General features: G+C 49.2%; 22 protein-coding genes. 11 read left to right on the top strand and 11 right to left on the bottom strand.

Going from position 1 to position 21,015, the window contains the following annotated elements; all coding sequences use genetic code 11:
* Positions 1-10: 10 nt before the first annotated feature.
* The 10 genes from nqrE to DU002_RS12305 form a co-directional block, all read right to left on the bottom strand.
* Entirely contained in the window at positions 11-619 is a 609-nt protein-coding gene (gene nqrE, locus DU002_RS12260; RefSeq protein ID WP_114338688.1) for an NADH:ubiquinone reductase (Na(+)-transporting) subunit E, read from the bottom strand.
* Between the two features lie 10 nt (positions 620-629).
* The gene (locus tag DU002_RS12265) at positions 630-1,262 is read right to left on the bottom strand and encodes an NADH:ubiquinone reductase (Na(+)-transporting) subunit D (protein WP_114338689.1); all 633 of its coding nucleotides are present in this window, start codon (positions 1,260-1,262) and stop codon (positions 630-632) included.
* The gene (locus tag DU002_RS12270; protein WP_114338690.1) at positions 1,255-2,037 is read right to left on the bottom strand and encodes a Na(+)-translocating NADH-quinone reductase subunit C; all 783 of its coding nucleotides are present in this window, start codon (positions 2,035-2,037) and stop codon (positions 1,255-1,257) included. Before DU002_RS12270 ends, DU002_RS12265 begins: the two co-directional genes overlap by 8 nt.
* On the bottom strand, positions 2,030-3,250 hold the full coding sequence (locus DU002_RS12275) for an NADH:ubiquinone reductase (Na(+)-transporting) subunit B (protein WP_114338691.1): 1,221 nt from the start codon (positions 3,248-3,250) through the stop codon (positions 2,030-2,032). The genes DU002_RS12270 and DU002_RS12275 overlap by 8 nt, the downstream gene beginning before the upstream one ends.
* Before the next feature lie 4 nt (positions 3,251-3,254).
* Positions 3,255-4,598: a Na(+)-translocating NADH-quinone reductase subunit A gene (locus tag DU002_RS12280; RefSeq protein ID WP_114338692.1), complete on the bottom strand. Its 1,344-nt coding sequence runs from the start codon at positions 4,596-4,598 to the stop codon at positions 3,255-3,257.
* 298 nt (positions 4,599-4,896) lie between these two features.
* Positions 4,897-6,009, bottom strand: coding sequence for a TRAP transporter substrate-binding protein (locus DU002_RS12285; RefSeq protein WP_114338693.1), 1,113 nt, complete (start codon positions 6,007-6,009; stop codon positions 4,897-4,899).
* Between the two features lie 13 nt (positions 6,010-6,022).
* The gene (locus DU002_RS12290; RefSeq protein ID WP_199405242.1) at positions 6,023-7,414 is read right to left on the bottom strand and encodes a TRAP transporter large permease; all 1,392 of its coding nucleotides are present in this window, start codon (positions 7,412-7,414) and stop codon (positions 6,023-6,025) included.
* The gene (locus tag DU002_RS12295; RefSeq protein ID WP_147271857.1) at positions 7,414-7,974 is read right to left on the bottom strand and encodes a TRAP transporter small permease subunit; all 561 of its coding nucleotides are present in this window, start codon (positions 7,972-7,974) and stop codon (positions 7,414-7,416) included. Before DU002_RS12295 ends, DU002_RS12290 begins: the two co-directional genes overlap by 1 nt.
* 116 nt (positions 7,975-8,090) lie before the next feature.
* The gene (gene bolA / locus DU002_RS12300; protein WP_114338696.1) at positions 8,091-8,408 is read right to left on the bottom strand and encodes a transcriptional regulator BolA; all 318 of its coding nucleotides are present in this window, start codon (positions 8,406-8,408) and stop codon (positions 8,091-8,093) included.
* A gap of 69 nt (positions 8,409-8,477) precedes the next feature.
* The gene (locus DU002_RS12305) at positions 8,478-9,104 is read right to left on the bottom strand and encodes an alpha-ketoglutarate-dependent dioxygenase AlkB family protein (RefSeq protein ID WP_233496493.1); all 627 of its coding nucleotides are present in this window, start codon (positions 9,102-9,104) and stop codon (positions 8,478-8,480) included.
* On the opposite strand from DU002_RS12305, the gene DU002_RS12310 reads away from it, so the two are divergent.
* Both DU002_RS12310 and DU002_RS12315 read left to right on the top strand, forming a co-directional pair.
* A complete protein-coding gene (locus DU002_RS12310; RefSeq protein WP_425455763.1) occupies positions 9,082-9,906 on the top strand; it encodes a response regulator in 825 nt (274 codons plus the stop codon). The genes DU002_RS12305 and DU002_RS12310 overlap by 23 nt on opposite strands.
* Positions 9,896-11,347 carry an ATP-binding protein gene (locus DU002_RS12315; protein ID WP_114338697.1) on the top strand — a complete coding sequence of 484 codons (1,452 nt, stop codon included), beginning with the start codon at positions 9,896-9,898 and terminating at the stop codon, positions 11,345-11,347. The genes DU002_RS12310 and DU002_RS12315 overlap by 11 nt, the downstream gene beginning before the upstream one ends.
* Before the next feature lie 23 nt (positions 11,348-11,370).
* Here DU002_RS12315 and DU002_RS12320 read toward each other — a convergent pair whose 3' ends face one another.
* Positions 11,371-11,625 carry a hypothetical protein gene (locus tag DU002_RS12320; protein ID WP_114338698.1) on the bottom strand — a complete coding sequence of 85 codons (255 nt, stop codon included), beginning with the start codon at positions 11,623-11,625 and terminating at the stop codon, positions 11,371-11,373.
* Between the two features lie 362 nt (positions 11,626-11,987).
* Here DU002_RS12320 and DU002_RS12325 point away from each other — a divergent pair, with 362 nt between their 5' ends.
* From DU002_RS12325 to DU002_RS12365, 9 genes are all read left to right on the top strand, one after another.
* Entirely contained in the window at positions 11,988-13,253 is a 1,266-nt protein-coding gene (locus DU002_RS12325; RefSeq protein ID WP_114338699.1) for an ABC transporter substrate-binding protein, read from the top strand.
* Between the two features lie 68 nt (positions 13,254-13,321).
* Entirely contained in the window at positions 13,322-14,254 is a 933-nt protein-coding gene (locus DU002_RS12330; protein ID WP_114338700.1) for a carbohydrate ABC transporter permease, read from the top strand.
* Positions 14,247-15,134: a carbohydrate ABC transporter permease gene (locus tag DU002_RS12335; RefSeq protein WP_199405234.1), complete on the top strand. Its 888-nt coding sequence runs from the start codon at positions 14,247-14,249 to the stop codon at positions 15,132-15,134. The genes DU002_RS12330 and DU002_RS12335 overlap by 8 nt, the downstream gene beginning before the upstream one ends.
* 33 nt (positions 15,135-15,167) lie before the next feature.
* Positions 15,168-16,325, top strand: a complete 1,158-nt coding sequence (locus DU002_RS12340; protein ID WP_114338701.1) for an ABC transporter ATP-binding protein — start codon at positions 15,168-15,170, stop codon at positions 16,323-16,325.
* A 113-nt stretch (positions 16,326-16,438) separates the two neighbouring features.
* Entirely contained in the window at positions 16,439-17,596 is a 1,158-nt protein-coding gene (locus DU002_RS12345) for a methyltransferase (protein WP_114338702.1), read from the top strand.
* The gene (locus DU002_RS12350; protein ID WP_114338703.1) at positions 17,596-18,198 is read left to right on the top strand and encodes a YajG family lipoprotein; all 603 of its coding nucleotides are present in this window, start codon (positions 17,596-17,598) and stop codon (positions 18,196-18,198) included. Before DU002_RS12345 ends, DU002_RS12350 begins: the two co-directional genes overlap by 1 nt.
* Before the next feature lie 12 nt (positions 18,199-18,210).
* Positions 18,211-18,798 carry a peptidylprolyl isomerase gene (locus DU002_RS12355; protein WP_114338704.1) on the top strand — a complete coding sequence of 196 codons (588 nt, stop codon included), beginning with the start codon at positions 18,211-18,213 and terminating at the stop codon, positions 18,796-18,798.
* 67 nt (positions 18,799-18,865) lie between these two features.
* Entirely contained in the window at positions 18,866-20,302 is a 1,437-nt protein-coding gene (locus DU002_RS12360) for an AmpG family muropeptide MFS transporter (RefSeq protein ID WP_114338836.1), read from the top strand.
* Between the two features lie 107 nt (positions 20,303-20,409).
* Positions 20,410-20,916 (top strand): 3'-5' exonuclease, encoded by a 507-nt coding sequence (locus tag DU002_RS12365; RefSeq protein ID WP_114338705.1) that lies wholly within the window; start codon positions 20,410-20,412, stop codon positions 20,914-20,916.
* The last annotated feature ends 99 nt before the right edge of the window (positions 20,917-21,015 follow it).

A 21,015-nucleotide genomic window follows, 5' to 3' on the forward strand; every position in this document is an offset into this window, starting at 1 on the left:
GCTATGTGACTTAGAGTTGAACACCAGAGAAGGACATAAAGCCCAACGCCATCAAGCCAACAGTGATAAAGGTGATCCCCAACCCACGTAACCCATCGGGTACGTCCGAATACTTCATTTTTTCACGAATGCCAGCAAGCGCAGTAATAGCCAGCGCCCAACCTACACCACTACCGAAGCCGTAAACCACAGATTCAGTGAAGTTGTAATCGCGCTCTACCATGAACATCACGCCACCAAAAATGGCACAGTTCACAGTAATCAACGGCAGGAAGATCCCTAGTGCGTTGTAGAGTGGCGGGAAGTATTTATCCAGCAACATCTCCAAGATCTGAACCAGGGCTGCAATCACACCGATATAGGTGATAAAACCCAAAAAGCTCAAGTCTGCTTCAGGTAGACCAGCCCATGCGAGCGCCCCTTCAGCCAACACAAAGTTATAAATCAGATTATTTACAGGAACTGCGATGGTCAGCACCACAATCACTGCCACGCCAAGGCCCAATGAAGTTTTCACCTTTTTCGAGACGGCGAGGAAAGTACACATTCCCAAGAAGAATGCGAGTGCCATATTTTCAACGAATACGGCACGAACCATTAAACTAATATAATGTTCCATTTTGCTTACCTCAGTCCTTCGCTTCGACCTGTTCAGGTTTGAATACCCGGATAGCCCAGATGATCAAACCGATAATGAAGAACGCGGAAGGTGGCAACAGTAATAAACCGTTCGCCTGATACCAGCCACCATTGTTGATTAACGGCATGATCTCAAAGCCCAACAAGCTACCGGAGCCCAGCAATTCACGGACCCCACCAACGGCAATCAAAATGAAGGAGTACCCCAAACCATTACCGATACCATCAAGGAAGCTCATCAATGGCGGACTCTTCATGGCGTAGGCTTCAGCACGTCCCATCACAATACAGTTGGTGATGATCAAACCAACAAACACCGATAACTGTTTCGCCACATCATAAGCATATGCCTTGAGAATTTGGTCAACAACAATCACCAGTGAAGCAATGATGGTCATCTGTACGATGATCCGCACACTTGATGGAATGTGATTCCGAATAACGGATACAAACAAGTTGGAGAATGCAGTTACCGCAGTCAATGCCAGAGACATAATAAGCGCAGTTTCCAGCTTACTGGTCACCGCTAAGGCGGAGCAAACACCCAATACTTGCAATGCAATCGGGTTATTAGCAAAGACAGGACCAAACAGAACCTGCTTCATCTCTTTAACGTTAGCCATTGTTCAGGCCTCCTTGACGAAGCTTGGCCAGATAAGGACCGAAGCCTTTTTGACCCAACCAAAAATCAAATGTGTGCTGGACGCCGTTGCTGGTTAAGGTTGCACCAGACAGACCGTCTACCTGATATTCGCTACCTGGGGCAGCGCCGCCTTTAACGATCTTGATCGCCGGTTGCCATTGGTCGTCAAACAACTTTTTACCTTGCCATTGACCAGCCCAAGCAGGGTTCTCAATTTCGCCACCCAAGCCTGGAGTTTCACCATGATCGTAATAAACCAGAGATTCAATGGTATTAGCGTCAGGGGCGATAGCGACAAACGCATACATAGTCGACCATAAGCCATAACCATGAACAGGTAATATCACCGACGTTACTTCACCTTGTTCATTCTTGGCTAAGTAAACACTGGCATCATTGGCACGACGCCGGATCGACGCAAGGTCATCCTCAGCTGTCAGCTTGATGCTAGCAGTAGGATCTTTAGCTGCTTTACGTTGATCAAAGCTGTTGCCATCGATATCAGACAGATACTCACCGGTATCGAGGTTGATGACACGAGCTTCGATGGAGCGAGCAAATACCTCGCCGACATTTGCACCTGGAGTCAACAAGCCCGCAGCACGTAAAATATTGCGCTGTTTGTCCAGTGCTCGATTCTCTTCCTGCTTAGGCTTTAAACCTACCGCAGCAGTCGACACCACCAAACTACAGACCAAACACAAAGCAATAACGACAAACAACGTTTTGCCAATGGAATCGTTACCTTTAGACATTACGCGCAAGCCTCCGTTTGATATTTGCCTGCACCACAAAGTGGTCGAACAAAGGAGCGAACAGGTTAGCGAACAAAATCGCCAGCATCATACCTTCAGGGAAAGCAGGATTGACCACGCGGATCATCACCACCATCACACCAATCAAGATGCCGTATGCCCAGCGCCCCTGATTAGTGAATGAAGCCGATACAGGATCGGTCGCCATAAACAGCATACCGATAGCAAATCCGCCAACAACCAAGTGCCAGTACCAAGGCATGTTAAATAAAGGGTTGCTTTCACTGCCGATGAAATTGAACAGGTAAGCCGTTGCGACCATGCCTATCATGACACCGCCGACAATGCGCCAAGAAGCAATGCGAGCATAGATGATAATGGCGCCACCAATCAGTAGCATGGCTGTTGATACTTCACCAATAGAGCCCTGAAGGTTACCGAAGAAAGCATCCAACCAGGTCAACGCTTCTCCCGTGGTTACATGTTGCAACGCTTCCTGACCACCAGCAGCCCACTGGCTAAGGGCGGTTGCACCAGAAAAACCATCAACAGCGGTCCAAACCGCATCGCCAGATATCTGCGCCGGATAAGCAAAGAATAAAAACGCTCGACCAGCTAACGCTGGGTTGAGGAAGTTGCGACCGGTACCACCAAACACCTCTTTCGCAATCACCACACCAAAGGTGATACCTAAGGCTGCCTGCCAGAGTGGCAAGCTAGGCGGAACGATCAACGCAAATAAGATAGAAGTAACGAAGAACCCTTCGTTAATTTCGTGTTTACGGATACTGGCAAACAAAACTTCCCAGAAGCCACCAACACCAAAAGCGACAGCATAAATAGGTAGGAAATAACAAGCGCCATACAGCATCTTGCTGCCCCAACCTGCAGCAGCGCCTAAATCGCCACCCAACATGTGGAAAATGCCCACTTGCCAAGAGTCAGGCAACGCGTAACCGGCAGCCAGTGCCGCAGAGGCTTGGTCGCCAATATTAAACATGCCGTAAAACAGCGCTGGCCAAAGTGCCAAGTAAACCGTGATCATCATTCGCTTCAAATCAATATTGTCACGAACATGGGTGTTCTTTTTGGTCACCAGACCTGGTGTATAAAAGATGGTATACGCCGCTTCAAACAGGGCGTAATACTTCTCATACTTGCCGCCTTTCTCAAACGACGGTTCGATACTTTCGAAGAAACTCTTAAGGCCCATCAGATCAGCCCTCCCGCTCAATGGTGGTCAGACACTCACGTAAGATTGAGCCGTACTCATACTTACCAGGACAAACCACAGTACAAAGCGCCAGATCTTCTTCATCCAACTCTAAGCAGCCTAACTGCTGGGCACTGTCTGTATCGCCGGAGATCAGATCTCGTAACAACAGTGTTGGAAGGATATCTAGCGGCATCACTCTCTCATAGTTACCGATTGGCACCATGGCGCGATCACTTCCTCCAGTAGAGGTGGTGAAATTAAACAGCTTCTTCGGCGCTAAATGGCCAAGAAACGCGCGAGTGAGCGAGAACTTATCAGAGCCCGGCAGTAACCAGCCGATAAACTCTTTTTCGTAGCCTTCAAGCAAGATTGTGACTTGGTTGTGGAAACGTCCCAAGTAACCTTGTGGGCCGTGGGCATGAGTGCCACTTAGCACAGAGCCAGATATAACGCGGTTGTAACCCTCTTTGGTTTCGCCAGCAACGAGCTCATCCATCGCGGCACCCATACGTGTGCGCACCAAACGAGGCTGTTTTGCCTGCGGACCAGCCAAGGCGACCACTCGGTCAACAGGGAGCTCTCCGCTGGTAAATAACTGACCAATCGCAATCACATCTTGATAGCCAATATGCCAAACCATCTTAGTTGGGCCAACAGGATCTAGCATGTGGATATGCGTACCCACGAGTCCCGCAGGATGTGGTCCAGCAAAATCATGCTGTTCTAAACGCTCAACATCCACTGCGGGGATAGATGCATCAGATTTCTTACAAAGGAACAGCTTACCTTCAGTAAGGCGGCTGAGCACTTTTAACCCGTTAGCGAAATCATCAGCGGCTTCAGCGATCACCAAACTGGGATCAGCTGCCAGCGGATTAGTGTCTATGGCGGTGACAAAAATAGAGCGAGGTGCACTATCTATGGCAGGAGCCTTACTAAACGGACGCGTACGTAGTGCCGTCCAAAGACCTGATTGAACCAGGTTTTCGACCACTTTGTCACGCGCCAGGGTGGCCAAATCATTGACAGGATAACTGGCAAACTGCACCGCTTCATCACCTTCGACTCGGATCACGACGGATTGCAGCACACGTTGCGCTCCCCGGTTCACCTCTACCACTTCACCCGTTGCCGGGGCGGTAAAGATTACACCTGGGTTCTTTTTATCTTCAAACAGAGCATCGCCTTTCTTTACCTGATCGCCAACGCGAACACGCATAGTAGGACGCATACCGACGTACTCCTCCCCGAGCACGGCGACCCTGGTAATACCAGGACCGTCATGGATTTCCTGCGAAGGAACGCCGGCTATAGGAACATTTAGTCCTTTTTTAATTTTTATCATAGCCTTAACACACTAAAGTTTAACGGGATTTATAACTGAGCGTATAGAACTACCTGCCTGCACCCACCACAGACAAGGTAGGAAAACCTACCCAGATCCTGTCGGCTTGCACATGGCAAACAGTAAATCCGGCGGATTTTAACATCATTCATACACCGCAAGCTATGGCGAATTGGTGATTAACTGCAGAGTTTAGACGAGAAAACAATTGGTTAAAAAGTATCCAGCAAGAAATTGGGATATTTAGCGATAAAAAAACCATCGCCTGCTCACTTTCAAATCATTAACGCATATAAACCTATGGATAGTGGACTTCTAAATAGGCCTTCTCGGTAATTGCGTGGTAAGCACGAACGCCTTGAGTGTAGTGCTGAAAGTGAGTATAGATACGTGCTATATCAGCGTCGGCAGCTGCCTGTTCAGCCATCACCTGATCAGTGACTTGTTGTAGTGCATTCAGCACTTCGTCAGGAAATCGACGGATCTTTACGCCTTTTTCCTGCAACGTTTGCAACGCAATGATATTTCTGACGGTATATTCATCCAGCATATCGTGATTCACAACACGAGCCGCTGCGCGAACGATCACCTGTAGATCATTAGGTAAGGCATCGAAAGCTGCTTTATTAATCAAAAACTCCAGGCTCGATCCCGGCTCATGCCAACCCGGATAGTAATAATATTCAGCAGCTTCATTAAAGCCAAATGCGAGATCATTCGACGGGCCGACCCACTCGGTGGCATCAATAGCGCCCGTCTGCAGAGCAGTAAACAGCTCTCCACCAGGCAAGCTAACCGGCACGCCGCCTAGTCGCTGCAATACCTCACCGCCAATGCCTGGCAGGCGCATCTTTAACCCTTTCAGATCATCAACACTGTTGATCTCTTTGTTAAACCAGCCCCCCATCTGCACACCCGTATTCCCGCCGGCCATAGGCAGTAAATCAAACGGCGCATATAGCTCCTCCCATAACGCCAATCCACCACCATGATGGAGATAGCCATTCATCTCTTGGGCTGTAAGACCAAATGGTATGCTGGTAAAAAACTGCGCTGCGGGTACCTTACCCTTCCAATAATAAGCGGCGCTGTGCCCCATCTCGACACTGCCAGAAGAGACCGCATCAAACACTTGAAAGCCCGGCACTAGCTGATTAGCTCCGTACACAGTCACTTGCAAACGCCCTTGGCTCATCTCATTCACCAGCACAGCAAATTTCTCCGGTGCCATACCTAAACCCGGAAAGTTCTTTGGCCAGGATGTCACCAACTTCCATTCATATTGGGTTGCCGCAACCACAGTCCCGTCATCACTCTCGCGAGCAACAAGGTGCTGCTGTGAACTGGGCGGAAAACAGCCACTTAACAACAGAGAAAAAGCTGTCACAGAAATCAACCAGCGAGATGTCATGAATTGCCTCAAATTAAGAGTAAAGAACACTAGGGAGCCAAGTCGCTAAAGCTGGCCAACAAGCCAACAGCAGTAACATCAACAACTGCAAGCCGATGAATGGCACCACCCCGCGATAGATATCAGATGTCTTGATGCTGTCAGGGGCCGCGCCACGGAGGTAAAAAAGAGCAAAACCGAAGGGCGGGGTTAGAAACGATGTTTGCAAATTCACCGCTATCATCACTCCGAGCCAAACGGGATCAATCCCCATTGCCAACAACACAGGACCCACGATCGGCACAACAACAAATGTGATCTCAATGAAATCGAGAATGAAACCGAGTAAGAAGATCAGCAACATCACCACTGCCATGGCGGCTATCGGGCCACCGGGCAAAGAGTGGAACCATTGATGAACTAGGGTTTCACCACCCAAGGCGTAAAACACCAATGAAAAAAGGGCTGCACCGATCAATATCATAAACACCATGGAGGTGACATGCAGACTACTGCGCCCCACCTCTCTTAGGGTATGTAGATTTAATCGCCCCTGCACCGCGGCTAACACGGTAGCGCCAAAGGCGCCAACGGCGGCAGCTTCTGTCGGTGTTGCAAAGCCAAACAATATTGACCCTAACACCACAAAAATCAGTGACAGTGTGGGCACCAAAGCTCGGAACAGAAGCCAACCAAGCGCCGCACCTGTCGCTAAATCCAGTACCTTGTCAGTTTCCTGTTGCTCGAGATCCTCTTGAGCCTCCTGCTTACATGGCACAAAAAGCACATACGCCAAATACAACAGTACCAGAATCAAACCCGGTACCAGCGCGCCAGCAAACAACTCACCAACGGATACTGTTTTAGGGCTAAACACTCCTAGCTTTAATTGTGCCTGCTGGTAAGCAGATGACAGCATGTCGCCAAGTAACACTAAGGCTATCGACGGTGGCAAGATCTGACCCAAGGTTCCGGTTGCAGCCACAATCCCAGCAGCACGCGCGGGGCCATAACCGCGATTTAGCATCCCTGGTAACGCAAGGACGGCGAGGGTTACCACAGTAGCCCCAACAATACCGGTACTGGCCGCCAGCAACATACCAACCAATACGACAGCCATACCCAACCCGCCGTTGACATGTTTAAGCAGGTGATTCATCGCCGCTAAGAGCTGCTCGGCCAATTGCGACTTCTCTAACATCACCCCCATATATACAAATAAGGGCACTGCCAATAACGTCTGATTATTCAAAATGCCAAACAGCCGATTCGGCAGAAGCCACAAAAAGCTGGCATCAATGACGCCAAACCAGGCGCCTATATAAGCAAATATCAACGCCGATCCCGCGAGAGAAAAAGCGACGGGATAGCCAAGCATTAAGACACAACAAAGAAAAGCAAACAGTAAGGCGGGAAGGTAAGCGATCATTGCGCTCTCCCCTGCGACGGCCCAAACAAACATTCCAGCGCGGAAATGATCCAGGAAACGCCTTGCAGGTATAACAAGGTTGGCAACACTAATAGCAAAGATTTAAACAGATAAAGCCCCGATAACCCGCCAGTTTCTTGCGAGCTTTCATGGTGAAGCCAGCTATCCATCACATAGGGCCAGCTAACGGAAAAGATCATGCTGCACATCGGCATGAGCAAGCAAAGGGTGCCGCCAATACTCAACCAGGCTCGCTGCCGCGCGTTGAAGCGGCGATAAAAGATATCCACGCGCACATGCTTATCCTGTTGCAAGGTATAAGCCGCGCCGAAACAGATAGCGGTAGCATGTAGATACATGACGCTCTCTTGCAGGGCGATCCACCCCAGATTAAACAGGTAGCGCAACACCACGATCAGCATAATCAGTAACATCATGATGCCGCCGCACCAAGCCACTAAATCGCCAGCGTAACGGATACCACGATCGATAATACGGCGAATATTATTCAGCGCACTAAACAGTGCTGATGGCGAAGGAGCATAGGATGGCTGCAAGAAGTTGCCCACACATGTTACATAAGTGCAGGCATTGATAACAAATATTTAAAGATTTTGAAACAGATAGAGGTCTAACCAGGTCGCAGAGAAAAGTAAACACTCACCTTTTATACCTAAGCCGTACTACTGCCACCCATGCATTTAGGAGAGTTAGGAATATCACCGAAATTAGATTCCCACTCACTTTGCGTATAGGTGTGCATGGCTAATGCATGTATCTGCCCGTTGAGCTCCTGAGCCAGAGTTTCATTGACTGAGCGGTGGCGAGCTAACAGCCGATTGCCCTCAAACTGCGCAGAGACAATAACGACTTTAAAGTGAGATTCTGCCCCTGCAGGGACATTATGATTGCCACTTTCATTAATCACCTCCAAGTGCACAGGGGCAAATCTCTGCAGTAATTTTTTTTCTATCGTATTTTGCACCGACATAATCTATTCCTTGTGCAGTAAGTGCGATTATCTTAATGCGGCTATGGCGCATCAGAGAGATGACCCCTGCTATTTTCCATGGTTTTCATCACCACGTATAGAACGAAAAGTTAGATTAATACGAGGATCAGTTACTTTTTTCTGTTTCGGAATGGCATGCTGCCAATGGTGCTGCGTCGAACCGGTCATCAACAACAAACTGCCGTGACTTAGCTCTAATTCAAACTTATAAGCACCGTTGCGATGGCGCATCTGAAAACGACGGCTCGCGCCCAAATTAATCGATGCAATAGCCGGTTCCACGCCAAGTTCAGGTTCATCATCGCTATGCCAACCCATACTGTCGTTTCCGTTCCTGTACCAATTCGCTAACACCGCATTAAAACAGCTGCCGGTATCGACTCTCAGCCGCTGCTGAAGCGCTAACAACTCAGGCTCCCAAGGTATCGGTTCCAGCCATAAGCCTGAATAGCGATATCGTGCTTCGGCCTCCCCATACCAAGCCTGCATCCGCGGAATCTTAATAAGTTTGCCAAACATACGGATCTGCGGTTGCTGCCAGCGCAACCGCTGCTGAAAGTGATGCAATAAACGATTTGCCTCTGGGTTTTCCAACCAACAGCGATAAAAATGCATTTCTGCATCAGGTAACTGAATAATTTGCGGATAATTCGTGCGTTCGACCGAGGAATTCACAGATAAACCTTTATCTCAGTTGCAAATGAAAGGCGGCAGAGGTATCACTTTAACGGATTTTACTCAGATAAAAATTACCAAACATATGACGGCTCCCGATAAAGGCAGAATTCTGGTGGTTGATGATGATCTTGAAATTCGAGATCTACTAGCAGCCCATCTCAGTAAAAACGGTTATGACGTAGATACGGTAGGCGATGGCATAGAGATGTTTAATACCTATCAAGAGGGACATCATCATCTGGTGATCCTCGACGTTATGCTACCTGGAGATGACGGCTTTACCCTTTGTCAGCGCCTGCGCAAGCAATCTGATGTGCCAGTGATTATGCTCACCGCTTCGTCCGACGAAACAGACAGAGTCATCGGTTTAGAGATTGGCGCCGACGACTATATCGCCAAGCCATTCAGCCCAAGGGAACTGCTAGCCCGGATCAAAGCCTTGTTACGCCGCGTTCGATACACACAACGGCAGCAACCTCGTTTGCTCAATTTTGCCAATTGGCAACTGGATATCACCACCCGCCAAGTAACCCACTTGGATGGCGAAGTGTTGGAGTTATCGGGCGCCGACTTCAACCTGCTGCAGCTGTTTCTCAAACATCCAAACGAAGTGCTCGATCGGGATACCATCTCAGATACGATCCGAGGCCGCGAGGCATCCCCCTTTGATCGTAGTATCGATGTACAGATCAGCCGTTTGCGCCAACGCCTCAGAGACAGTGGTAAACAACCGAAACTAATTAAGACGATCCGCGGTTCAGGCTATGTCCTTGCTGCAGAAGTAGCCTATGAATCTTAAGTGGCCAGAGCGGCTGACACCAAGAACCATGATGTCACGCATGGTACTTATGCTGTTGACCGCGATCCTGATGTCACAACTGATTGTGTCAGTGATCTGGAGTACTCAGTTTGAACACAGAGACGAAGAATCGCTCACCGATGTATCCAACTCTCTGGCCCTGTCGATGGCGTCAACGATACGTTTCTTTCGCTCTCTGCCCTTTGAATATCGCCACATCGTCCTAAACCAGTTACGTAATATGGGCGGCACACGGTTTTTTGTCTCCCTCAATCACGAGCTTATCGATATTCACCCAATCCCCGATTCTCGCCGCAAACATATGGTGATAAACGAGGTATCCAGAGTAATGCAGCATCAATTTGGCGCAGACGCTGGCGTAAAGGTCGAATTCAGCGCACCGAACAACCTTCACGTGCTTAATAACGACACTTTGTTAGCCGACCTTCCCCCGAGTTGGGCACAACACACCCTGGTACTCGAGCCCTATAACCCTCCCATTTTGGTCATGCAGTTCCCATTAGATGATGGCGAATGGATCTATATGGCGGCGCTTTTACCCGAACCGCTGATGACGCTGGAAACCAAATACCTGCCTCGCAGCCAATTGGTGTTCCTGCTTGTGGTTTCCACCGTCTTATTGCTGACCATCGCGGTCATCGTGCGCTGGTTGAGTGCACCACTGAAACGGTTTTCTACCGCAGCAAAACAGCTTGGGCAGGACATTCACCGCCCACCATTGGAAGAAACGGGCCCCGCCGAAATTGCTGAAGCGGCAAAGGCAATGAACGCCATGCAGGAGCAGCTAAAGCGTTACTTAGACGACAGGGAGGAGCTTTTTTCTGCCATTAGTCATGATCTAAAAACCCCCATCACCCGCCTGCGCCTGCGGGCAGAGCTGCTCGATGATGATGAGCACACAGACAAGTTTATTAAGAACCTTGATGAACTGGAGATGATGGTAAAAGGCGCACTGCAGTGCGTTAAAGATACTGATATCCATGAAAATATTGAGTCAGTGGATATCATGGAGCTGCTGCAATCGATCCAGGAAGAACTCGCCGAGCCAGAAACGATGAGTATCAGTGGCTCAATCAAAGCACCGTTTCGTGGTAAACCACTGGCGCTAAAACGATGTCTAACCAATTTGATCGACAACGCGATTAAATACGGCGACAAAGTGAAAGTCACCCTACTCGATTACGAACAGCGCCTGTATATCCTGTTTCGTGATTACGGTCCTGGGGTATCACTTTACGATCAGAAGAAGATCTTTGAACCTTATGTTCGCTTGGATAGCACCCGCAACCGTAACGCCAGTGGCAGTGGTTTAGGCATGGGCATTGCGCGCAACATTGTGCGGGCGCACGGTGGCAACCTGGACCTGATGAATCACCCACAAGGCGGGCTACTGGTGAAGCTGACCCTACCGCGGCAATAAACTCGTCATTATTGGCCTGATGCTTAAGAGCCCGGAAATTCGTCAATGATCGCAAACGACAGAAAGGTGGCAAATAAGCTGACCGCGAGCAACATGTAAAGCGCCGGGTGCAACAGAACGACGCCCATACTCGCCAACCAGACTCGCCGAATCACCCGGCGCTTATGCGACCAAATACGCTGCTGCTTAGGCGACAGATAACCGTGAGAAGGTAACGGGATCCATTCTCGCAACCCACTTAATACCAAGTAGAGATAGAACGTCCATGGTTGTTGCATCTATCACCCCCTCGCTTTGCCTATATTCAAAGGCTAGACGAAAGCCACCACTGCGCGAGCAAAAATCAGTCAGTTTTTCAGCCCGACAACCATGATCTCAATCAAATCAGCGTGATACCGACCCGTACACAGATCACATTTTTATAAAATACAGGCACCAAGCAGTGTCTATTTTTCACCCCGAAAAGCACCGCAACATTAGCAAATACAGGTATTGTAACAGCCTTGTTACAATACCTGTCCATTTGTTACCGCACAGTAACGCTTCTCTTCATACACTTTCAGGGGTTAATCAAGGCGCTTGCAGTACGCTTTGATTAGCACAGCAACAACTCATACTAATAAAAACTAAGGAAAGGCTAATGAAACGCAAGACTCTGACCTCTGTTATCTCTGCAGTCGCGCTAGCAACCAGCGCCGGCTTAGCCCATGCTGCCGATAAAGGCGAAGTGGAAGTGCTGCATTGGTGGACATCGGGTGGTGAAGCTAAATCAGCTGCAGTACTCAAAGAGATGCTGGAAAAACAGGGCTATGGCTGGAAAGATTTCGCCGTCGCCGGTGGCGGTGGTGAAAGTGCGATGACCGTACTAAAAACCCGCGCTGTATCTGGAAACCCACCTGCCGCTGCTCAGATCAAAGGACACGATATTCAAGAGTGGGCTGATCTGGGATTTCTAACCACCCTTGACGGCACCGCCAGCGCTGAAAAGTGGGAGCAGGTGCTGCCCAAAGTGGTCAGTAGCGTCATGAAATATGATGATAAATATGTCGCTGTTCCGGTCAATGTTCACCGCGTGAACTGGCTATGGGCCAACCCTGCCGTATTTGAAAAAGCTGGCGCCAAGATCCCAACCACATGGGACGAATTCATAGTGGCTGCAGACAAAATTAAAGCGGCCGGTCTGATCCCACTGGCTCACGGTGGCCAAGCTTGGCAAGACGCGACTGTGTTCGAAGCGATCGCTTTAGAAACCATGGGCGCAGAGCTTTATATGAAAGCGTTCAAGATGCATGATCCTGACGCGCTAGGCTCTGTCAAAATGGTCGAAACGTTCGAAAAATTCCGCACACTTAAGCAGTACATAGATAAAGATAGCCCTGGCCGAGACTGGAATATCGCTACCAACATGGTGATCGAAGGAAAAGCCGGTATGCAAATCATGGGTGACTGGGCCAAAGGTGAATTCGCCGCTGCAGGTAAGAAGCCTGGCGTCGATTATATCTGCGCACCCGCCCCAGGTACCGCAGGCATGTTTACTTTCAATATCGATAGCTTCGCTTTCTTTAATCTGAAAGATGCTAATGATGCAGCGGCGCAACAAGCTCTGGCGAAAACCATTCTTAGCCCCAAATTCCAAGAGGTGTTTAACCTCAATAAAGGGTCTATCCCGGTGCGTCTGGATCAAGACATGAGTGCCTTCGATCAATGCGCACTCGATTCCATGGCGACATTCAAAGCCGCGAATACCTCAGGCAAATTAGTGCCCAGTTGGTCTCATGGATTGGCAACCACCAGCCAGATCCAGGGCGCGATCTACGACGTGGTCACCAATTACTTTAACGACGACAAAGTCAGTGCAACCGAGACGGTTGATAAGCTGGTTCGCGCCGTTAAATCTGCGATGTAATTCGATATAGCGGGCGCTTCGCCGCCCGCTTTTCGAACCAAATTATGCCTAAAGAGAGCCCAACCCCGATGTCGACTTCACACGTGCTATCAGAGCCAGTGATCCGGCCACAGTCCAAGCGCTTTTCCTTGGATGGCCTGCAAAAATGGCTACCGAAACTGGTGCTGGCACCGACCATGTTGATCACCATTGTTTGTATCTATGGTTACATGGCTTGGACAACGCTGATCTCCTTCTCCAATTCGAGTTTTCTGCCCAGTTATAAGCTGGTTGGGTTTAAACAATACATCAAGTTACTGGATAACGATCGCTGGTTGGTTTCCAGCACAAACTTACTCATTTTTGGGCTGCTATTTATCGCTATCTGTTTAGTCTTGGGGATATTTCTTGCCATCCTCCTAGACCAACAGATACAGCAAGAAGGTGCCATTAGAACCATCTTTCTTTACCCCATGGCAATCAGTTTTATCGTCACCGGCACCGCCTGGAAATGGATCCTTAACCCAGGCCTGGGTCTCGAAAAAATGCTCAACGATTGGGGCTGGAGTAGCTTTCAATTTGACTGGCTAGTCGACCCTCAGATGTCAATCTACACGCTGGTGATCGCCGCGGTGTGGCAAAGTTCCGGTTTCGTTATGGCACTGTTTTTAGCTGGGCTGCGTGGCATTGACCCTGCCATTGTCAAAGCTGCACAGATTGATGGCGCAAGTAAACCGACCATCTATCGCAGAATAGTCCTCCCGTGTCTGCGCCCAGTATTTTTCTCCGCCATTATCGTGTTGTCGCACATTGCGATTAAGAGCTTCGACCTAGTGACGGCATTGACTTCTGGTGGCCCCGGATACAGCTCCGACCTACCAGCACTGTTTATGTACTCTCACGCCTTTACGCGTGGCCAAATGGGCTTAGGTGCCGCATCGGCAATGATGATGCTGGCAGGGGTGCTCGCGATCTTAGTGCCCTACCTCTATTCAGAGCTAAGAGGGCAACGCCATGACTAGTACGACGGTAAACACCGAGGTGATGAAAAAACCTCTACAGCCAGGTCGCTGGTTGATCTACGGCATCCTTATTCTGTTCGCGTTGATCTATCTAATGCCCTTAATCGTGATGCTACTAACCTCTTTCAAAACCTCGGCTGATATCCGTTCCGGTAACCTGATGTCGTTACCCACTGAGTGGGTCTTCGACGGCTGGATAAAAGCATGGGGAAGTGCTTGTACCGGTGTCAACTGTGATGGCATCAAGGGCTACTTCTGGAACTCGATGCAGATGGTGATCCCTGCGGTACTTATCTCAACCATGATGGGCGCTTTTAACGGCTACGTGCTGGCCAAATGGCGTTTCCGAGGATCAGATCTGTTTTTCAGTCTGATGCTGTTCGGTTGCTTTATCCCGTTTCAGGTGATCTTGTTACCAATGGCGCAAAGTCTCGGCTACGTCGGCTTAGCCAACACCACCGCGGGATTAGTCACTGTACATGTGATTTACGGTGTTGCATTCACCACCATGTTTTTCCGTAACTATTACGTCAGCATTCCTGACGAGCTAGTTAAAGCAGCAAAACTCGATGGTGCAGGTTTCTTTACTATCTTCTTTCGCATTCTGCTGCCTATCTCCAAGCCGATCTTTATGGTTTGCGTGATTTGGCAATTCACCGCGATCTGGAATGACTTTCTGTTTGGTGTGGTGTACTCCGCTGGCGATACCCAGCCGATGACGGTAGCCCTCAACAATCTGGTCAACACCTCCACTGGCGTCAAAGAGTACAACGTGGATATGGCCGCAGCGATCCTTGCTGCGTTACCTACGCTGCTGGTCTACTTCTTTGCCGGAAAATACTTCGTGCGTGGCCTCACGGCCGGTGTGGTTAAAGGATAAAGCGCACCGCGCTTACTGAATTAGGAATTTAAGATGGCAACGCTAAATATCAAGCAGATACGTAAACGCTACGGTAAATCAACCCAGGAGATCCTTAAAGGGATCGATATCAGTATCGACAACGGTGAATTTCTGATCCTCGTCGGCCCTTCAGGTTGTGGCAAATCAACCTTAATGAATATGATCGCTGGATTGGAGGAGGTCAGTGGTGGCCAGATCTTGATTGATAATCAGGATGTCACCCACGTGGCGCCTAAAGATCGGGATATCGCCATGGTGTTCCAGTCATACGCCCTCTATCCCAACATGACTGTCCGTCAAAACATTCAGTTTGGTCTGGAGATCCGCAAGATGCCAGCAGCCGAGATCGAAGCGGAAGTTGAGCGGGTCGCCAATCTGTTACAGATTGACCACTTGCTTGACCGCAAGCCGTCACAACTCTCTGGTGGCCAACAACAACGCGTGGCCATGGGGCGAGCACTCTCTCGGCGGCCAAAAATCTACCTGTTTGATGAACCGCTTTCTAACCTCGATGCCAAACTGCGGGTAGAGATGCGTACCGAAGTGAAGAAGCTACACCAACGCCTAGGCACTACCATTGTTTACGTTACCCATGATCAGATCGAAGCGATGACATTAGCAGACCGGATCGCCGTGATGAAAGATGGTGAACTACTGCAACTGGGGACACCAAAACAAGTATACGAAACCCCCGCCAATATGTTTGTTGCCGGCTTTATCGGCTCCCCTTCCATGAACTTTATCGACTGTCTGATCAAGAAGGATGAAAACGGTCTGTTCACTGAGTTAGCCAATTCACAACAACAGATCACACGGCTACCTGCGCCAGACTATATGATCGACTACCTCGGCAAGTCGGTCGTATTGGGATTAAGACCTGAGCAGATCACCACCCCACAGCCCCATAAGCAGACCGATAAACAAGTGACCCGTGGCCAATTCGAGGTGTTAGTGACTGAGCCAACCGGCCCTGACGTTATCGTTGAAGTACAGGCCAATGACCAGGAGATAAGCTGCCGTATCGATCCTGAACACCCGTTAGAGATAGGCCAACCAATAGAGCTGATGTTTGATTGCAACAAAGCGGTCTACTTCGACAAATCTACAGAGCAACGTATCTGTCCGCAAAACAGTACATTGCCAGCACCGACAAAGGCATCGGCCGCCTGAGTATGTCCTTTCCCATACAGGCCGATTGGCACCGCTTATGCGGTGCCTTTTTTTAATCTCTGACGTACAATCCCCCCATCTTACCGCTACCTCTGCGAAAACAGCCGCTGCCAATGAACAGATATGTTGAACTCATCGACCAAGCACTGACCCTCGAACGCTTCCCGTTCAGTCAGGATCCAAATCTGCAGGCGTGGGATGCAGCCGACGAATACCTTTTAAATCAACTACGAGAAAGAGGTTGGCTGCAACAGGGAGGGACTATCCATATTTACAACGACACCTTCGGCGCGCTAACGACCGCCTTAGTCAGTTGGTTCGCGGAGCAAAACTGTAGCGATTACAATATCATCAATCGTGGCGACAGCTTTCTTAGCCACCAGGGATGCCGTAACAATTTGCAGGATAATCGGCTAGCCGATGACAGAGTCGTCTACGTTGATAGCTTGCAGGACGTCGCAGAAGCCGCTGATCTTGTGCTGTTGAAGGTGCCGAAAAACCATACTCTATTGCAGCAACAACTGGCACAGGTCAAAGCCACAGCCACTGAACACACCAAAATGCTAGCCGCCGCCAAAGCCAAGGCATTAACCCGTAACGTGATCGACATGTTTAACCAACTAGGCGCAGCCAACCCGTCTCTGGCATGGAAAAAATGTCGAGTGGTCGATTGCCAGATAGAGCCAACATCCGACCTGCAAGTGCCAGATCTGAATGTGTGGCCACTTGAAAACACCGAATATAACCTGGTAAATCACGCTAACGTATTTGCCCGCCAGTATTTGGATATCGGTGCACGATTCTTCCTGCAATACTTACCGAAAGAGCAGCAATACCATGAAGTGATCGATCTGGGTTGCGGCAACGGTGTTCTCAGCCTGATGCTGTTAGCACAAAACAAAATCGACAAATTGATCGCCATCGACGAAAGCTACATGGCGCTCGCTTCCACCGAACAAACCATCAAAGAGAACTTGCCTGCACAGCTGGTGCATTGCCAGTTCCAAGCAAACAACTGCTTAGATGGCTTCGAAGGCGCGCGGTCTGATCTGGTAGTGTGTAACCCGCCGTTTCATCAGAACAACGCGATCACTGACGATATCGCCTGGCAGATGTTTAGAGATGCGAAGCGTGTCCTGAAACGAGGTGGTAAGCTAATGATCGTTGGTAACCAACATCTCGCTTATCACATCAAGCTGCAGCGTTTGTTTGGGAACTGTGAGACCCTAGCCAGCAATAAGAAGTTTGTTATTTTGGAAGCGGTAAAATAATGTTGAAGACTCTCTCTTTGAAAGCACTTTTGTTCGCATTCTGCGGTGTACTCATCGCTGGTTGTAGCAGTCAGTACAGCCCTATTATTATCAGCCCCCCGGTTGTTTTTGCCGATGATGTCTGGCCTGATGCCCAACCTATCGCACTCAAAGTTGAAGATATGCGCCCGGCACAGTACCTGGCAAAAATCCAAGGCAGCGGTGAAAAAGTCACCCTGGTACCCGGCAACAATAGTCTGAGTGAAGTGGTTAATGTACGAGTTGCTGCGGCCTTTAATGAGCATGGCATCGATGTGAACCCATTGTCACCGATTGAGTTCAATATTGAACTGCACAGCGCATTAGTGGACGTCACTAAACCGGGGCACTTTGACTACGATATCGACACGCACATAAAAATCGAAGTCAACATCAAAAAATCAACCGGGCAATTTACCAAGTTGTTTCGTGGCAAACGGCAAACCATCATCGCCATCAAACCCGATACGGCAAAGCTAGAAGAAGAGCTAAACGCACTGCTCGGCAAAGTACTTAACGAGCTAGTGAACGACGGTGAGATACATCAGTTCATTGCTCGTCAACCGACTGATATTGTTCATTAACAGGGGGCTTGCATGCGTATTATCTGGCTATTGTTGACCCTGTTTATTGGTTCAGCACAAGCGGCACATAAGGGTCAACTGCAACCCTCTAACCCGTTTCCCAAAGTGGCAATGAAAACCACCTTAGGCACTATCGTTATTGAGCTTGATCGTACAAGAGCGCCGCTCACCGTGGATGCCTTTCTCGCCTATGTGGTGGACGGCGATTATGACCAAACATTATTTCATCGCATCATTCCAGGCTTCGTTGCCCAAGGCGGAGGAATAGATACCAGATATTCGCCCAAAAATGAGAAAAAGAGGCTGGCGAATGAATCAGGCAATGGCCTAAAAAATAGTGAAGGCACCATTGCCATGGCGCGCCAAAACGCTCCGCATTCTGCAACCCGCCAATTCTTTTTTAATCTGGCAGAGAATGATTCATTAAATCCTAGCCGACGCGGCTGGGGCTATACAGTGTTTGGTGAAGTGGTTGAAGGTCACGATATTTTACTGAAATTCAATAGTGTACAGACCGAATACAGCGATAAGCTTGGCTGGCCCGATGTCCCCGTTGCGCCGGTGATTTTGGAAAAAGCAACGCTACTGCCAGAAGAGTAAAATGAATCAAACCAGCAGTTCACGCCCCTCGCCCGCCGTTGCTCCTTCTACAAAACGGCGCTGGCAAATGAAAGCTAATCTCACGCGTTGGCGTGCGGCGGTGGCAGTCTATGGCCAACGCAGCATGCTGCATATGCTGATCTTTGGTTTTAGCTGCGGCCTGCCTTACATGCTGGTTTTCGCTACCCTCTCTTTTTGGCTCAGAGAAGCAGAAGTCAGTCGCTCGGCGATTGGTTACTTCAGTTGGATCCTAGTGGTTTATGGCATGAAGTGGTTATGGGCACCATTAGTAGACCGCCTAAAACTGCCACTACTGCACCGACTGCTAGGGCGGAGGCGATCATGGATAGGCCTGGCACAAACGGCCATCGCACTTTCGCTACTTGGATTGGCTTGGCTTGATCCAGCGCTATCACTGCAGAATTTTGCACTCTGCACGCTACTGGTCGCCTGGTTTTCAGCGACACAGGACATCGCAATTGATGCCTACCGAATTGAGATAGCCCCTCAGGAAGAGCAAGGCTCTCTAGCGGCCGCCTATATGCTGGGATACCGCTTAGCCATGATCCTCAGTGGTGCCGGTGCACTCTATTTAGCCGCTTGGTTTTCAACGGGCGAAGGTTATGACCCTGTCGGCTGGTCACACGCTTATATCGTTATGGCTGGGATCATGGGGCTATGTCTGCTGAATACCCTGCTCTCCCAAGAGCCGGTGCAATCCTCGGCCAGCATAGAAAAAGATGAAGAAGATGCAGCCCTCGCATTAGAACGCACAGCCCATCTACCATTGCCGATACAGCGTATGCTCTCCTGGTGCTATGGAGCCCTGCTTTGCCCATTTATTGATTTCTTCCGCCGTTATCGTTGGCAAGCGTTCTGGCTACTCCTGCTAATCGGCACTTATCGTATCTCTGATATCTTTATGGGGGTGATGGCCAACCCGTTTTATGTCGATTTAGGTTACAGCAAAGAGCAGGTCGCATCGGTCGCCAAGGTGTTTGGGGTCATCATGACCCTCATCGGCACAGGCATAGGCGGCTTACTGGTTACGCGGTTTGGTTGTCGCCCAATTCTTACCTTGGGTGCAATTCTCGTCGTCGCCACTAATCAGCTATTCGCTGTCATGGCTTGGCTGGCGGCAGCGCTTACGCCTGAATGCGCCAATATCGCGTGTGAAGCCCCTTCCATCTATTGGCTAATGGCTGTCATATCAGCAGATAACATCAGCGCTGGCATCGCCACAGCAGCGTTCATCGCTTTTCTTTCCTCACTCACTAACGTCGCCTATTCAGCAACGCAATACGCCCTGTTCAGCTCATTAATGGTGTTGTTCCCGAAATTTCTCGCTGGCTTTTCTGGGGTACTCGTCGACGACATGGGGTATGTTTGGTTCTTTACCATCGCATCGCTGATCGGTTTACCGGTACTTTTACTTATCTGGCTAACAAAACAAACCCAGCTTGCCCCCGTTAATGCGGAAAACAACAGTAAACTGTCCGAGTAGATTGCTGATTTGTATCTCAGTTTTAATCATTAACAACCGCTAGCCGTTTGATTCAGCTACTATTTATCTATCACTATCTGTTAATTAACTAAAAGGGGCTGTCGTCCGTGACCCTAGTTCGCCCTGCCGACAATCAACAAGCGCCTATCATCATCGATGTCGAAGCCTCAGGATTTGGCTCAGGCAGTTATCCCATAGAGATAGGCTTAGCCATGCCGGCAAATGAGCGTCACTGTTTTCTAATCAGGCCAGCAGAACACTGGCAGCATTGGTCCGAGGAGGCAGAAAAAATACACAAAATATCGCGGCAGGCGCTGCATGAGCATGGCCTAGAGATACAAGATGTTGCTTATCAACTAAATGAAATTCTAGCCGGATTGACCGTCTATTCAGATGCCTGGAGCCACGATAGTAGCTGGGTATACAAACTGTTCGACGAAGCAGAGATCTACCCAAAATTTAAAATTGAGACGTTAAGAAAACTGCTAACGGAAAAGCAACTCTCTCTATGGGATGCAACCAGAGAGAAGATCGAGCAAGAACAGCAAACCATCCGTCACCGTGCCAGCGCGGATGCCCACGTGCTACAACTAACCTTTCTCAGAACCCAATAAACGCTCACTTTTCATACGAAGTAGAAGTAAGTAGATACCCGCATAAACCATCCCGAAACCAAATTAAATTAATTTTTACTAATTTAGACAGTCAGTTAT

Origin of the sequence: Corallincola holothuriorum, from assembly GCF_003336225.1 — a bacterium.
GTDB lineage: Bacteria > Pseudomonadota > Gammaproteobacteria > Enterobacterales > Neiellaceae > Corallincola > Corallincola holothuriorum.